The sequence below is a fragment of the Actinoplanes sp. DH11 genome (assembly GCF_020873875.1).
GTDB lineage: Bacteria > Actinomycetota > Actinomycetes > Mycobacteriales > Micromonosporaceae > Actinoplanes.
This window is the reverse complement of sequence record NZ_JAHWGU010000015.1, coordinates 45,948-59,332: the sequence shown is the minus strand read 5'-3', so window position 1 is coordinate 59,332 and position 13,385 is coordinate 45,948. Positions and strand designations below refer to the sequence as shown.

13 protein-coding genes are annotated in these 13,385 nt (G+C 71.5%); 4 read left to right on the top strand and 9 right to left on the bottom strand.

Features of this window, described 5'->3' with window-relative positions; all coding sequences use genetic code 11:
* Positions 1–121: 121 nt before the first annotated feature.
* Both aceB and aceA read right to left on the bottom strand, forming a co-directional pair.
* Entirely contained in the window at positions 122–1,747 is a 1,626-nt protein-coding gene (gene aceB, locus LPA41_RS22215; RefSeq protein WP_229072617.1) for a malate synthase A, read from the bottom strand.
* A 16-nt stretch (positions 1,748–1,763) separates the two neighbouring features.
* Positions 1,764–3,041: an isocitrate lyase gene (aceA, locus tag LPA41_RS22210; protein WP_374238198.1), complete on the bottom strand. Its 1,278-nt coding sequence runs from the start codon at positions 3,039–3,041 to the stop codon at positions 1,764–1,766.
* Between the two features lie 140 nt (positions 3,042–3,181).
* Between aceA and LPA41_RS22205 the strand changes: the two genes are divergently transcribed.
* A complete protein-coding gene (locus tag LPA41_RS22205; protein WP_229072613.1) occupies positions 3,182–4,630 on the top strand; it encodes an XRE family transcriptional regulator in 1,449 nt (482 codons plus the stop codon).
* Between the two features lie 10 nt (positions 4,631–4,640).
* Here LPA41_RS22205 and LPA41_RS22200 read toward each other — a convergent pair whose 3' ends face one another.
* The 5 genes from LPA41_RS22200 to LPA41_RS22180 all read right to left on the bottom strand — a co-directional run bounded on the left by LPA41_RS22200 (position 4,641) and on the right by LPA41_RS22180 (position 8,236).
* Positions 4,641–4,922, bottom strand: a complete 282-nt coding sequence (locus LPA41_RS22200; RefSeq protein ID WP_255690116.1) for a DUF402 domain-containing protein — start codon at positions 4,920–4,922, stop codon at positions 4,641–4,643.
* Positions 4,923–4,958: 36 nt separating this feature from the next.
* Complete coding sequence (locus tag LPA41_RS22195) at positions 4,959–5,204, bottom strand: hypothetical protein (RefSeq protein ID WP_229072609.1); 246 nt, start codon at positions 5,202–5,204, stop codon at positions 4,959–4,961.
* A 49-nt stretch (positions 5,205–5,253) separates the two neighbouring features.
* Positions 5,254–5,994 carry a phosphatase PAP2 family protein gene (locus tag LPA41_RS22190; protein WP_229072607.1) on the bottom strand — a complete coding sequence of 247 codons (741 nt, stop codon included), beginning with the start codon at positions 5,992–5,994 and terminating at the stop codon, positions 5,254–5,256.
* An 8-nt stretch (positions 5,995–6,002) separates the two neighbouring features.
* The gene (locus LPA41_RS22185; RefSeq protein WP_229072605.1) at positions 6,003–6,677 is read right to left on the bottom strand and encodes a phosphatase PAP2 family protein; all 675 of its coding nucleotides are present in this window, start codon (positions 6,675–6,677) and stop codon (positions 6,003–6,005) included.
* 113 nt (positions 6,678–6,790) lie between these two features.
* Entirely contained in the window at positions 6,791–8,236 is a 1,446-nt protein-coding gene (locus tag LPA41_RS22180) for a 26S protease regulatory subunit (protein WP_229072604.1), read from the bottom strand.
* A 178-nt stretch (positions 8,237–8,414) separates the two neighbouring features.
* On the opposite strand from LPA41_RS22180, the gene LPA41_RS22175 reads away from it, so the two are divergent.
* A complete protein-coding gene (locus LPA41_RS22175; RefSeq protein WP_229072602.1) occupies positions 8,415–9,950 on the top strand; it encodes a M28 family metallopeptidase in 1,536 nt (511 codons plus the stop codon).
* A 56-nt stretch (positions 9,951–10,006) separates the two neighbouring features.
* Here the strand turns inward: LPA41_RS22175 and LPA41_RS22170 are convergent, their stop codons facing one another.
* Complete coding sequence (locus LPA41_RS22170; protein ID WP_229072600.1) at positions 10,007–11,143, bottom strand: FUSC family protein; 1,137 nt, start codon at positions 11,141–11,143, stop codon at positions 10,007–10,009.
* 574 nt (positions 11,144–11,717) lie between these two features.
* On the opposite strand from LPA41_RS22170, the gene LPA41_RS22165 reads away from it, so the two are divergent.
* Both LPA41_RS22165 and LPA41_RS22160 read left to right on the top strand, forming a co-directional pair.
* Positions 11,718–12,275, top strand: coding sequence for a hypothetical protein (locus tag LPA41_RS22165; protein ID WP_229072598.1), 558 nt, complete (start codon positions 11,718–11,720; stop codon positions 12,273–12,275).
* A gap of 75 nt (positions 12,276–12,350) precedes the next feature.
* The gene (locus LPA41_RS22160; RefSeq protein ID WP_229072801.1) at positions 12,351–12,995 is read left to right on the top strand and encodes a LysE family translocator; all 645 of its coding nucleotides are present in this window, start codon (positions 12,351–12,353) and stop codon (positions 12,993–12,995) included.
* Here the strand turns inward: LPA41_RS22160 and LPA41_RS22155 are convergent.
* Positions 12,955–13,323, bottom strand: coding sequence for a hypothetical protein (locus LPA41_RS22155; RefSeq protein ID WP_229072596.1), 369 nt, complete (start codon positions 13,321–13,323; stop codon positions 12,955–12,957). The two genes, LPA41_RS22160 and LPA41_RS22155, sit on opposite strands and share 41 nt — an antisense overlap.
* Between the last annotated feature and the right edge of the window lie 62 nt (positions 13,324–13,385).

Below are 13,385 nucleotides of genomic sequence, written 5' to 3'. Positions count from 1 at the left end.
CCGGGCCTGAAAGCGGACTGCGCCCGCGAACGGACCAGGCGTGAAAACGGACCGGGCCTGAAAAGCCTGAAAGAAGAAGGGGGCGGGGTGGCTCGAGCCACCCCGCCCCTCCTGTTTCCGATCAGGCCGCGACAGGAGCCTGATCGGAGACCGGAGTCCTCCGCCCACCGGACAGGTGCCGTAGGTAGGCCGGCAGGGTGAGGAACTCCGGGCAGGTCCGTTCGGTGAGCAGGACGGTCAGCAGCGTCCGGGCCTGGCCGAAGCACCGGGCCGCTTCCTCGTCCAGGGCGCCGGTCTCGCTGAGCACGTCCAGTTCCTCGCGGAGCATCCGGGTGACCAGGCCGGCCGTGACCGGCACGCCGTAGTCGGTGAGGGTGCCCGAGGAGATCCACTGCCAGAGCTGGGCGCGGCAGATCTCGGCGGTGGCGGCGTCCTCCATGAGCCCGCCGAGGGCGACCGCACCGCGACCGCCGAGCCACGCCGCGATGTAGCGCAGGGCGACGCTGACGTTGGTGCGCAGCGCGACCTCGCCGACCGTGACGTCGGTGGAGCGGACGTCGAGCAGTTCGGCCGCGGTGACGCGCACGTCCTCGCGTTTGCGCACGATCTGGTGCGGTTCGTCGCCGAGCCATTGGTCGAACACGTCCCGGCACGTCTCGACCAGGGCCGGGTGCGCCACCCAGGAGCCGTCGAAGCCGTCGCCGACCTCGCGCCGCTTGTCCTGGCGGACCTGGTTGAGTGCCCGTTTCGCGGCGACCGGGTCACGGCTGGGGACGACCGCGGCCATCCCGCCGATCGCGTGGGCGCCGCGCTTGTGGCAGGTGCGGACCAGCAGTTCGGTGTACGCCCGCATGAACGGCGCCGTCATGGTGACCTGGGACCGTTCGGGCAGGACCACGTCCGGCCGGTTCTTGATCATGCTGAAGAGGTAGTCCCAGCGGCCCGCGTTGAGTCCCGCCGAGTGCTCGCGCAGCTCGTACAGGATCTCCTCCATCTCGAACGCCGCGTTGATCGTCTCGATCAGCACGGTGGCCCGGATGGTGCCGCGCGGGATGCCGAGGTACTCCTGCGCGAAGACGAAGACGTCGTTCCAGAGGCGGGCCTCCAGGTGCGACTCCAGCTTCGGCAGGTAGAAGTAGGGTCCGCTGCCCCGGTCGATCTGCTTCTGCCCGCAGTGGAACAGGTACATGCCGAAGTCGAACAGCGACGCGGAGACGGCCCGGCCGCCGATCCGGAGGTGACATTCCGGCAGGTGCCAGCCGCGCGGCCGGACCATGATCGTCGGGATGTGCTCCTGAATGGCATAGACGCGCCCGTCGGCCGCCGTGAAGCCCAGCGTCCCGTCCAGGGCCTCGCGCAGGTTGAGCTGACCGAGGACCACGTTGTCCCAGGTCGGCGACGTGGCGTCCTCGAAGTCGGCCATCCACACCTTGGCGCCGGAGTTGAGCGCGTTGATGGTCATCTTGCGCTCCGGCGGCCCGGTGATCTCCACCCGGCGGTCGGTGAGGTCCGGCGCGGCGGGAGCGACCCGCCAGGACGGGTCGTCCCGCACGTGCCGGGTGGAGGCCAGGAAGTCGAGGTCGGTGGTCCGGGTGGTCCGGCGGCGCCGGCGGCGCTCCAGCAGCTGCACCCGGCGGGCGCCGAACTCGCGGTCGAGGGCCACGATGAAATCGACGGCCTCGGTGGTCAGGATCTCGGAGTGACGGCCGTCGGCCGTACCGGTGATGGTGATCTCTTCGGCGCCCATGTGATCTTCCTTAGAGTCAGAACTGCTCGGCCTCGGTGGACCCCGACAGCGCGGTGGTGCTGCTGTCCGGGTTCAGCGCGGTGGAGACGGCGTCGAAGTAACCGGTGCCGACCTCGGCCTGGTGCTTGGTCGCGGTGTAACCGTCGGCCTCGGCCGCGAACTCGGCTTCCTGGAGCTTCACGTACGCGGTCATGCCGGATTCGGCGTAACCGCGCGCCAGCTCGAACATCGAGTGGTTGAGCGCGTGGAAGCCAGCCAGCGTGACGAACTGGAACTTGTAGCCCATCGCGCCGAGCTCCTTCTGGAACCGGGCGATGTCGGCGTCGTCCAGGTTGCGCTTCCAGTTGAACGACGGCGAGCAGTTGTAGGCGAGCATCTTGCCGGGGTGCTTGGCGTGCACGGCCTCGGCGAACTTCTTCGCGAACGCCAGGTCCGGCTTGCCGGTCTCCACCCAGAGCAGGTCGGCGTAGTCGGCGTACGCCACGCCACGGGAGATCGCCGCGTCGTCGCCGGGCCGCACCCGGAAGAAGCCCTCCGCGGTCCGCTCGCCGGTGAGGAACGGCTTGTCGCGCTCGTCCACGTCGGTGGTGAGCAGGTCGGCGGCGAGCGCGTCGGTGCGGGCGATGACAAGTGTCGGCACGCCGGCGACGTCGGCCGCGAGACGGGCGGCGTTGAGCGTCCGGATGTGCTGCTGCGTCGGGATCAGGACCTTGCCGCCGAGGTGGCCGCACTTCTTCTCGCTGGCCAGCTGGTCCTCCCAGTGCACGCCTGCGGCACCGGCCGCGATCATGCCCTTCATCAGCTCGAACGCGTTGAGCGGGCCACCGAAACCGGCCTCCGCGTCGGCGACGATCGGGGCGAACCAGTCACGCTCGTACCGGCCGGCCGCGGTGTCGATCTGGTCGGCCCGCAGCAGCGCGTTGTTGATCCGGCGGACCACGGCGGGGACTGAGTTGGCCGGGTAGAGCGACTGGTCCGGGTAGGTGTGGCCGGACAGGTTGGCGTCCGCCGCGACCTGCCATCCGGAGAGGTAGATGGCCTTGAGGCCGGCGCGCACCATCTGGGTCGCCTGGCCGCCGCTCAGCGCGCCGAGCGCGTTGATGTAGTCCTCGGAGTGCAGCAGGTCCCACAGGCGGGCGGCGCCGCGCTCGGCGAGCGTGTGCCGCTCCTGGAGGGTGCCCCGCAGCTTGACGACGTCCTGCGCGGTGTAGTCGCGCTTGATGCCGGTCCAGCGGGGGTCGCCGGCCCATTCCCGAGTGAGGTCCGCAGCGGTACCGCCCCTGGTTTCGGTCAGCTCAGTCATGACGAATGATCCCTTTCCTACCCTGTCGCGTTCTTCTTCGGTGGAAGAACTTCACTCTCAGGGATCACACCAGCCCCTTTGAAGGCCTCTTGCACGGAAAGAAACGCGGAAATTCTGTTACGGTCAAACCCGTGACCGCTTCATCTTCTGACGCGACAGTGGACCTGGTGACCCTCGGACAACGGCTCCGGCATCTGCGCCGCACCAAGGGCCTCACACTCGACCAGCTCAGCGAGGCCGTCGGGCGTGCGCCGTCCCAGTTGTCGCTGATCGAGAACGGCAAGCGGGAACCGAAACTGTCGGTGCTGCAGTCGATCGCGCACGCGCTGGGCGTACCGATGCAGGATCTTCTCCGCCCGGAGGCGCCGAGCCGGCGCGCCGGGCTCGAGATCGAGCTAGCCCACTTCCAGCAGAACCCGGCCTACCAGGCGCTCGGCCTGCCGGCCGTGCGAGCCGGGCGGCGGCTGCCGGCGGACGCGCTGGAATCCCTCATCGGGTTGCACCGCGAACTCAACCGGGTGCTCACCGAGCAGAGCGCCACCCCCGAGGTGGCCCGGCGCGCCAACGCGCAACTGCGCGCCGAGATGCGCAAACGCAACAACTACTTCGCCGAGATCGAGGAGGCGGCGGCCAAGGTGCTGCGATCGGTACGGCACACCACCGGCCCGCTCTCCCAGCGTGGCATCCTCGACATCGCCGCCCAGATCGGGTTCACCCTGCACTACGTGAACGACCTGCCCAGCTCCACCCGGTCGGTGACCGACCTGAAAAATCGGCGGATCTTCCTCCCGCAGGTGGCGAGCGGCAAGGGGCACGACCCGCGCGCCGTGGTGCTGCAGACCCTCGGGCACTTCGTGCTCGGCCACAACGACCCGGCCGACTACGGTGACTTCCTGCGCCAGCGGGTCGAGGTCAACTATTTCGCGGCGGCGCTGCTGATGCCGGAACGGTTCGCGGTGGACTTCCTCAGCGAGGCCAAGGCCGACAAGGCAATGGCGATCGACGACTTCCGGGACGCGTTCGGGGTCTCCTACGAGACGGCCGCGCACCGATTCACCAACCTGGCGACCCAGCACTTCGGCATCCCGGTCCACTTCGCCCGGGTGCACGAGAGCGGCATCGTCTACAAGGCGTACGAGAACGACAACGTCCGCTTCCCGTCGGATGTGACAGGCGCGATCGAGGGGCAGCCGGTGTGCCGCAAGTGGGCGTCCCGGACGGTTTTCGAGGCCGACGACCCGTACTCGTCGTTCTACCAGTTCACCGACACCACTGCGGGGACGTACTGGTGCACGGTGCACGTCGAGTCCACGAGTTCCGGGTTGTTCTCGGTCACCGTCGGCACGCCGTACGAGCATGCCCGCTGGTTCCGCGGCGGCGACGTGACCGGGCGTACCGTCTCGCACTGCCCGGACCCGGACTGCTGCCGCCGCCCACCGGCCGGCCTGGTCGACCGCTGGGCCGGCAACGCCTGGCCGAGTGCCCGCGTGCACTCGCATCTGCTGGCCGCACTGCCGCCGGGCACCTTCCCGGGCGTCGACAACCGCGACGTCTACGATTTCCTGGAGCGCCGCGCCTGACGCCGGCCGGTCACGGCCGGCCGGTGTATTCGGCGAGCCGGGCCGCGGCGGCCTCCTCGAACGGCTGGATGCCCGCGGTGAGCCGGCGGACCAGGTCGCCGGTGGTGGCGAGGGCCTGCGCGATCACCGGTTCCGGATATCCGTAGCGCACCTGGTGCTCGGCGAACTCGTCCTCGTCGAGCACGCGCACCGAGCCGTCGAAGAGCCGGATCACGTCAAGATCAAGGTCAACGGCGGAGATCACCCCGTCGCGGTACGACGGACGGCTTGTGACATCCACGTAGAGCGCCAGTTCGGTGGGCGCGTCCCGCGGGTTGAAGCTGGCGATCTAGTCACCGGCGGACGGCACGAGCGTGAGGAAGTCGTGCCGCTGACGCACCGGCTCTTCGTCACCGCGGCGCAGCAGGATCCCGGCGCGGGCGCCGAACCAGTGACCGTGCTCGTCGGACCCCAGCGGCTCCAGCGGGTAGCACCAGTGCAGCCGCCCGCCCCACTTGGTGAACCGCATCGTCGCCGTCCCGCCGGAATCCCCGGCCGGGACGGCCCGGCCGGCGATGCCCGTCCCGCTCGTCATGCCGGCACCGCGCCGTCCGCGGCGATCGGCACCTGGCCGGACGTGACGATCAGACGGCTGCCCGGCGCGATCGGGACGACGGGGCTGAACCCGTCCGGCGCGGGCGGGGCAGGGAAATCGAGCGTGGCCATCCCTGCACCCTAGGCAGCCGCCACGACACGGCGCGATTCAATATCGCGCGCGACATGACGATCACGCAGGTGATGCCGTTGAGGAACGCGGCGACGATGTCGCTGGGGTGGTGCATGCCCCGGTAGACGCGGGACATCGCCACCCCGATCGGGACCAGGACCAGGGCCCAGCAGAGCGCCTTGAGCCAGGTGTGCCGGGCCAGGCCGGCGAGCAGCAGTGCCAGACCCAGGTAGAGCGCCACCGCGGCCGAGGTGTGCCCGGACGGGAAACTGCTGGTCGGCGGCGACTCGTCCAGCCGGTACACGTCCGGGCGGGGCCGGTCGATGGCCAGCGTGGTGAAGTAGAAGACGAGGGCCTGCGCGGTCACCGCGAGGCACAGGAAGATCGGCTCCCGCCAGCGGTGCAGCACCAGCCGCAGGATCAGCGCGACGACCGCGGTCACCGCGATGATCCAGCCGGTGTTGGCGACCGCGCTGACCCAGCCGGAGAGCGCGGTGACCGGCTCGGTGCGGCCCGCCTCCAGTTCCCGGTTCACCCCGTCCTCGACGGTCAGCGGCCACAGGTGCGCGGCCTCGCGCGTCAGCACGAGGCCGAGCCCGATCAGGAACAGCAGGAGCGCGCCGATCGGCAATACGATCCGCTTCAAGGCCTGCGTCATCACAGCGATCACGGCCGATGCACATACCCCGTCGCGTGTTCCGGGACACCTCGCTTCGAGAACGCGGCCGCCGTCGCCACCGTGAAGGCGGCACCGAGGAAGAGGCCGGCGATCACATCACTCAGCCAGTGCACCCCGAGCGCGACCCGACTCATCGCGGTGACCAGCGGGATCATGACGGCCGCGGCCCACAGCCCGACCAGGGCGAGCGGCCGGTGCCGGACCATCGGCAGGAAGACCAGCAGCAGGACGGTGGCGCCGAGCGCGCTGTTCAGGGCGTGACCGGAGGGGAAGGCGTACCCGGAGGCCTGCGCGACCGGTTCCAGGAACTCCGGCCGGTGCCGGCTGACGATCAGTTTCAGCAGTGCGCCGAGCAGCCCGCCGGCGATCATCGTGACCGCGGCCCAGAGCGCGACCGCCCGCTCGCCCCGCCGGACCAGCCAGATCACCAGCGCGAGCACCGCGAGCCGCCAGGCCGTCGGGCTGAACAGGTGGGTCCACCCGGTCAGCACGTCCACCCAGCCGGGGTTCGCCAGCGCGACCTCGTTGAGCCGGTCGGAGATCGACCGGTCGAGGTCGTGCAACGGCGCCCAGCGACCCACGACGAGGGCCGCGAGCAGGGCGAACGGGACCAGTAGCACGGGGGCGGCACTGGTGCGTACCGGCAGGGAGAGGGACCGCATGGCGAAGCATTACCCCATACCCGGCTGCGAAGCACCTGAGCGGCCGGGCCCGGTGACGTTTCGCTGAACACCCGGGAAACAACCGGCGGCCCGCCCCGGCGTGACCGGCCGGGTCAGGCACTCCCCCGCAGCGTGCGGACCGCCTCCAGGAGCTCGTGCTGGGTGATCGGGTCGGCGCCGCCGGCGCGGGCGTCCTGCATCGCCTTGGTCAGCTGGACGCGGCGCAGGACCTCCTTGATGTCGGCGCCGGTCATGCCGGTGGCGGCCACGCCCAGGGCGCCGAAGTCCAGGTCGTCGGCGAACATCCGGAAGCCGGGCGTCTCGTGCGCCGTGATCAGCGCGCGGACCATCTTGCGGAAGATCTCGGCGCGGGCCGTCTCGTCCGGTTTCGGCACGCTCACCTTGATGTCGAAGCGACCGGACCGGATCAGCGACTCGTCGACCCGGCCGGGGAAGTTGGTGGTCGCCACGACCAGCACGTTCGGGTTCGCCTCGATCAGGTCGTTCATCTCCTGCTTGAAGATGCCCGCGACCGCGTTCAGCGCCTGGCTGGCCGCATCACCGCCGGCGCCCGCGTAACTGACGATCGAGTCGAACTCGTCGAAGAGCATCAGCGTCGGCACCCGGTACCGGCGGGCGTCGCGGAAGATCTGCTTGATGTTGCGTTCCGAGCCGCCGAGCCACTTGTCCAGGATCTCCGGGGTGCGGATCTCCCGGAAGTCGGCGCCGATCTCGTTGGCGAGCGCACGGGACAGCATGGTCTTGCCGGTGCCGGGTGGCCCGTACATCAGGATGCCCTGAGGCCGCCGCGCCCCCCAGCGGGCCATCGCCTCCGGGTGCCGGAAGGAGACCGCCACCTGGCGCAGCTCGGAGACCACGTCGGCCAGGCCGCCGACCATGTCCAGGGTGACCGCCTGCGTGGTCACCGGCGTGCGGGGCAGACTTTCCCGGCTGACCACGTAACGCCGGCCGCGCAGCGCGTCCGGCTCGCTGAGCTCCAGCACCGCCTGCAGCGTCAGGGTGACGAACGCGCGCAGATGAGCCGGGCCCACCTCGTCGCGCGGCACCCGGGCCTCGAGCCGGGCCACGGCGCCGCCCTCCTCATAGGTCACGGTCGCCTGCAGACCCACCGCGGCGTCGGCGAGGACGCCCGGTTCCCGCTCCGCCGCCGGCCCGGTGGGCCGATCAAGACCCAGCCTGCGGTACGCGGCCGCGGCGGCCGTGCCCACCCCGTCGACGATACGGGTCGCGACCGGGTCACCGGCGGCGATCCGTTTCGACAGCAGCAGCCCGAGCGGGTCGTTGCCCAGCACTATCCTGCGCATCCGCTCGGTCGACATCGGCTCCGCGCCGGCGGCGATCCGCGCCGTGAACACGTGGTCGGCGCCGTCCGACGCCACCGTCAGGTCCACCCGCTGCACCGGGGCGGGCCAGGCCGCGCGGCGCAGCAGCTCCACCGGGTTGACCCGGGCCGCCGCGAGCAGGGTGACGGCGTCGACGAGCTCGACGGCCGCCCCCGCGAACTCGAAGGTCTCGCTGCCCGGTCGTGCTTCCGACATGCCGTCCTCCGAGGTCTCGACTCCTCCCAGAGTGACACGGCTGTGCACAAGCGGCGACGTTCCGCTTCCGGAAGGGATCCAAGCGGGTTAATCTCAGCCACGCTGACAACCCTCGATGTCGCGGGTTCGCGCCGGCTCCCGGCGGCGGATCGCGACCGTCGCACGGAGGAGAGTTTCGTTGCGCAAACTTGCCATCCCCGCCATCGCGACACTGATGGTCACCCTTGCCGCGGCACCGGCGACCGCCGGTGGCGGCGGCCACGGCCACCACCCGGAGAGCTCGAAGCGGCTGCGCGAGGCGGTCACCGTCTCCGGCGTCCGGGACCACCTGAAGGCGTTCCAGAAGATCGCCGACCGCAACGACGACAACCGGGCGTCCGGCACGCCCGGCTACGCCGCGAGCGCGGCCTACGTGAAGAAGACGCTGCAGCGGGCCGGTTACCGGGTCACCGAGCAGAAATTCGTCTTCCCGTTCTACGAGGAGCTGGCGCCCGCCCAGCTCACCCGGGTCTCCCCCGCCGGTGCGGCGTACGAGACCGACACCTACGACTTCTCCGGCAGCGGTGACGTCACCGGCCAGGTGGTGCCGGCGCTGAACAACGTGCTGCCGCCCACCCCGGAGCCCAGCTCGACCGCGGGCTGCGCGGCCACCGACTTCGCGCCGGCGTCCGCGACCGCGCCGCAGATCGCGCTGGTCCAGCGCGGCGGCTGCGACTTCATCGTCAAGGCGACGAACGCGAAGGCCGCCGGGTACGACGCGGTGATCATCTTCAACGAGGGCCAGCCGGGCCGGCAGGACCTGGCCGCCGGCACCCTGGGCGGGCCGTTCGACCTGCCGGTCGTCGCGCTCAGCTTCGCCGACGGCAGCGCGCTGGCCGCCGCCGCCGCGGCCGGCGTGGTGACGCTGCGCGTGCAGACCAGCACGTTCATCGACCCGGAAGCGGTGACCAGCAACATCATCGCGGACAGCCGGGGCGGTGACCCGAACCGGGTGCTCGTCGTCGGCGCGCACCTCGACTCGGTCGTCGAGGGCCCGGGCATCAACGACAACGGCAGCGGCTCGGCCACCATCCTGGAGATCGCCGAGCAGGTGTCCAAGCTGAAAGTGAAGACCAACCAGAAGCTGCGGTTCGCGTTCTGGGGCGCCGAGGAGGCCGGGCTGCTCGGCTCCGAGCACTACGTCGCCAACCTGACCGAGGCGCAGCGGGCCACCATCTACGCGAACCTGAACTTCGACATGGTGGGCTCGCCGAACTACGTGCGGTTCGTCTACGACGGTGACGGCTCCGACACCGGCACCGCCGGTCCGGCCGGGTCCGGCGAGATCGAGTCGGTCTTCACCGACTACTTCACCTCGCAGGGCCTCGCCAGCGACCCGACGGCGTTCGACGGGCGCTCCGACTACGGGCCGTTCATCGCGGTCGGCATCCCGGCCGGCGGCCTGTTCAGCGGCGCGGAGGGCGTGAAGACCGAGGAGCAGGCGCAGGAGTACGGGGGTACGGCCGGTGAGGCGTACGACCCGTGCTACCACCAGGCCTGTGACGACATCTCCAACATCAGCAACCGGGCGCTGAGCGAACTGGGTGACGCCGCCGCGCACGCCGTCTGGACGGTCGGACGGCTCAAGGGCCCGCTGGCCAGCCCGGCGGTCCCGGCCGGCGCCGGCTCCGGTGCGGCCGCCGGCGGCGGGGCGCACGGACACCCCGCCAGCTGAGGTTTCTGCCCTTTTCGTGGGGCGCCGTCGCCACGACGGCGCCCCACACTCGTCTTTCAGAGCGGTGCCGGCCGGGGCCGCCGCGCCCGGTGAGCCATCACGATCACGGCGCAGGCCACCGCGCCGCCGATCACCGTCTCCAAGCCGCGGTCGGCGAGCAGGCCGGCCATCGGGCGCGGGGCGGCCACCTGGTTCATCAGCAAGGCCAGCGGCGTGATGAAGAGCATCGCGAGCCCGTAGTTGCGGCCGACCAGCAGCTCCGCGGTCACCTGCAGCACGGCGAGGATCGCGACCGCCGGGTAGGGACCGAAGCCGGGCGCCAGCACCAGCGCCGCCAGGACCAGGCCGCCGAGGGTGCCGGCGATGCGGTGCGCGGCCCGGGTCAGCTGGGCGGACCGGCCACGCGCGGCCAGCGGGGCCACCGCCGCGACGGTCGCCCAGTACGGGTGCCCGATGCCGAGGCCCGTCGCCACCGTACCCGCGACCAGGGCCGCGGCGGCGCTGGCGGCCGCGTCGGGGAGGGCTTGACGCAGCTCCGGTCGTACGCCCGGATCCGCCGCCGATGCCGCGTCCGCCGCCGCACCCCCACCGCCGGCCGCCGCACCCGCCTGGCCTGTCGCCGCACCCCCACCGCCCGCCTGACCTGTCGCCGCACGCTCACCGCCGGCCGCCGCACCCGCCTGGCCTGTCGCCGCACCCGCACGGCCGGCCGCCCGCCGCGCGGCCCGGAACACCGCTGACGCGGCGCCGATCAGCAGCGAGAAGGCGGCGCTCGCGGCGGCCACCGTCACCGCCGGCAGCACGTCGGCGAGGCGGTGCGGCACCGAGGCGACCGCGCCGAACGCGAAGACCAGGAACAACGCGCCCGGCGGATGCCATCCGGCGAGGAACGACACGGCGTTGCCCACGCCGGCGATGACCGCGGCCACCAGTACGGCGACCCAGGTCCGCACGTCCAGGAGGCTGACCAGCACGCCCGTCGCCACCGCCGTGACCAGGGCGACCGCGGCGGCGGACTGCATGGCCAGGCGGGCGCGACCGGCGCGGGTGCGGCCGTAGAGGGAGGTGAAGGCGCCGAACGCGGCGTACATCGACAGGTGCGGCCGGTCGATCAGCAGCACGACCAGCAGCGGGAGGGCGACGCTGACGCCGGCACGCAACGCCGCCGGCGCGTCCCTACGCGAGATCTCCATGATGATCCGACCTTAGGCATGTGCTGCCGATCTTCGCGGGCATCCGGAATGGCCGAGATGCCGGCCTGGGGCGGGGTGTCCCTTTGAGTCCCGTCAACCGTTCCGGAGCACGTTCTTCTGTCGGTTCGTGCTGATAGGCAGGCGGCGGCGGCGGAGTGCGGTACGCGTGGTGCGGTATGTCGACGTGGCGGCGGAGCGAGGCGGATGTGTTTTCTGAGTTCGGCTTCCCTGTGGTCGGTGGATGCCCGGGCGCGATTCGCTGCGGTGGGTCCGGGGGCGATGTTGATCTGCTGGCGGTGCGATATCGCGGTTTCCACCCCTTGATCACAGCGATTTCGTAGCGCTAGCAGATCAACATGTCGGCCTGGCGGCGCGTCCGCGTCACCTGGGCCGGAGGGCGCGCGCGGGGTCCCCCTCCCTGTGAGGCCGCAGGGGCGGGGCCCTGGCAGGCAGGCTGACGCGGGCCGACGGGCTGGCGCGGGCAGGCACCGGCGGCGGAGCGGAAATCGGCGAGGGACGCAATAGTCACTTCCGGGCGATGACCGGCGGGTGCGACCGATGACACCATGACGCCATGTTGGTCTTGTTCGCGCGCAGTGGTACGGGTTCGACGATCGCCACGGTGCACCGCGGTGACGGCGTGGTCCTGCAACTGCCCGGTTACGACCGCAAGCACCGGGTGCCCCACGACCTCGCCCACTTCGCCACCGAACGCGCCCTCGGCATGCCGGCCGGGGTTTTCGGCACCATCGCGGCCGGCGCCGTCTTCGGCAACATGCGGCTGGTCTCCGGCCGGCCACGGCACGACGCGGCCCAGCGCAGCAGGCTGCTGCTGGACGCTCACAAGCGTGACCTCACGATGGCCGAGGTGGTGGCCGGCGTGGTGCACCGGGCGGTGGAGCAGGACGACACCTACCGGGTGCCGGCGCTGGTGCGCGAGGCGTGGGTCTCCTACGACGGCAGCGGCTGTCCCTGGAGCGAGGAGCAGGCGGCCGCGGCGGCGGACGCGCTGACCGCGATGGCGGTGGAGTGGGAGGCGCACGGCAGCCTGCGCGCGGTGTGGCCGGACGACCTGGTGGCGCCGATGCCGGAGCCGCACGGGGTGCGCCGCGGCCGGCGCGGGCGGACCTGACACCCGGTTGCTCGCAGGCCACGACCCGTGGATTGGTCGTCGCGGGCCGGCGGCCACGGCGGGCAGGGTGGCGGTGTGGTCACGCTCTCGTCGGTTCTCGCCGTTTCCGCCGTCGCCCTCGGCATGGTTCTCACGCCGGGACCGAACATGATGTACCTGGTGTCGCGGAGCATCACCCAGGGCCGCCGGGCCGGCATCGTCTCGCTGGCGGGGGTGGCGCTCGGCTTCCTGATCTACCTGACCGCGACGAACCTGGGCCTCTCCGTGCTGTTCGCGGCGGTGCCCCAGCTCTACCTCGGGATCAAGCTGGCCGGGGCGGCGTACCTGGGGTGGCTCGCCTTCCAGGTGCTGCGCCCGGGCGGCACCTCGGTCTTCGAGGCTCGGCCGCTCGACCCCGACCCGGCGGGCCGGCTCTTCCTGATGGGGCTGTTCACGAACCTGCTGAACCCGAAGGCCGCCGTGATGTACCTGTCGCTGATCCCGCAGTTCGTCCGGCCCGACGCCGGTCACGTGATGGTGCAGGGCTTCGTGCTGGGCGGGGTGCAACTGGCCGTCAGCATGGCGGTGAACCTGGCGATCGTGCTCGCGGCCGGGACGATCGCGGTGTTCCTGGCCCGGCGGCCGGCGTGGTTGCGGGCCCAGCGTTACCTGATGGGCACGGTCCTCGGGGTGATGGCCGTCAAGCTGGCGACCGACCGGGTGCGGCCGGTGCCCGCCTGAGCAGCATCGCCGCACCCAGCAGCAGCTGAGCCACCGGCACCGCGAGAACGGCCACGAGCATCGCGCCCTGCGGCCGCATGCCCAGGTGCAGCAGCATCATCAGGCCGCTGAGCGCGAGCAGGCTCACCCAGGCCGCCCGATCGGTGGGCCGCCGCCAGAGCTGGAGCCCGCACGGCAGGCAGACAAGCGCCAGCACGGCCAGCCCGGCCAGGACCGCGGGCGCGTGCCCGGCGTGTTCCCCGGCGAGCCCGAGGTGCACGGCGACGCCGCCGGCACCGAGGGCCGCGGCCAGGCGGCCGGGAGCCGGGCGAGCAGCAGGAACGGTCACCGGCGCCAGCCCCTCGCGAAGCGATCGAAAGCGGTCGAACGCCGAGTGTCCCACAGGGACGA

What these genes read in the sequence shown, in the direction of transcription:
- aceB (WP_229072617.1), bottom strand. Translation starts at nt 1,747, where the DNA reads ATGGGCGCCGAAGAGATCACCATCACCGGTACGGCCGACGGCCGTCAC.
- LPA41_RS22195 (WP_229072609.1), bottom strand. Translation starts at nt 5,204, where the DNA reads ATGACGAGCGGGACGGGCATCGCCGGCCGGGCCGTCCCGGCCGGGGAT.
- LPA41_RS22190 (WP_229072607.1), bottom strand. Translation starts at nt 5,994, where the DNA reads ATGACGCAGGCCTTGAAGCGGATCGTATTGCCGATCGGCGCGCTCCTG.
- LPA41_RS22185 (WP_229072605.1), bottom strand. Translation starts at nt 6,677, where the DNA reads ATGCGGTCCCTCTCCCTGCCGGTACGCACCAGTGCCGCCCCCGTGCTA.
- LPA41_RS22180 (WP_229072604.1), bottom strand. Translation starts at nt 8,236, where the DNA reads ATGTCGGAAGCACGACCGGGCAGCGAGACCTTCGAGTTCGCGGGGGCG.
- LPA41_RS22170 (WP_229072600.1), bottom strand. Translation starts at nt 11,143, where the DNA reads ATGGAGATCTCGCGTAGGGACGCGCCGGCGGCGTTGCGTGCCGGCGTC.
- LPA41_RS22165 (WP_229072598.1), top strand. Translation starts at nt 11,718, where the DNA reads ATGTTGGTCTTGTTCGCGCGCAGTGGTACGGGTTCGACGATCGCCACG.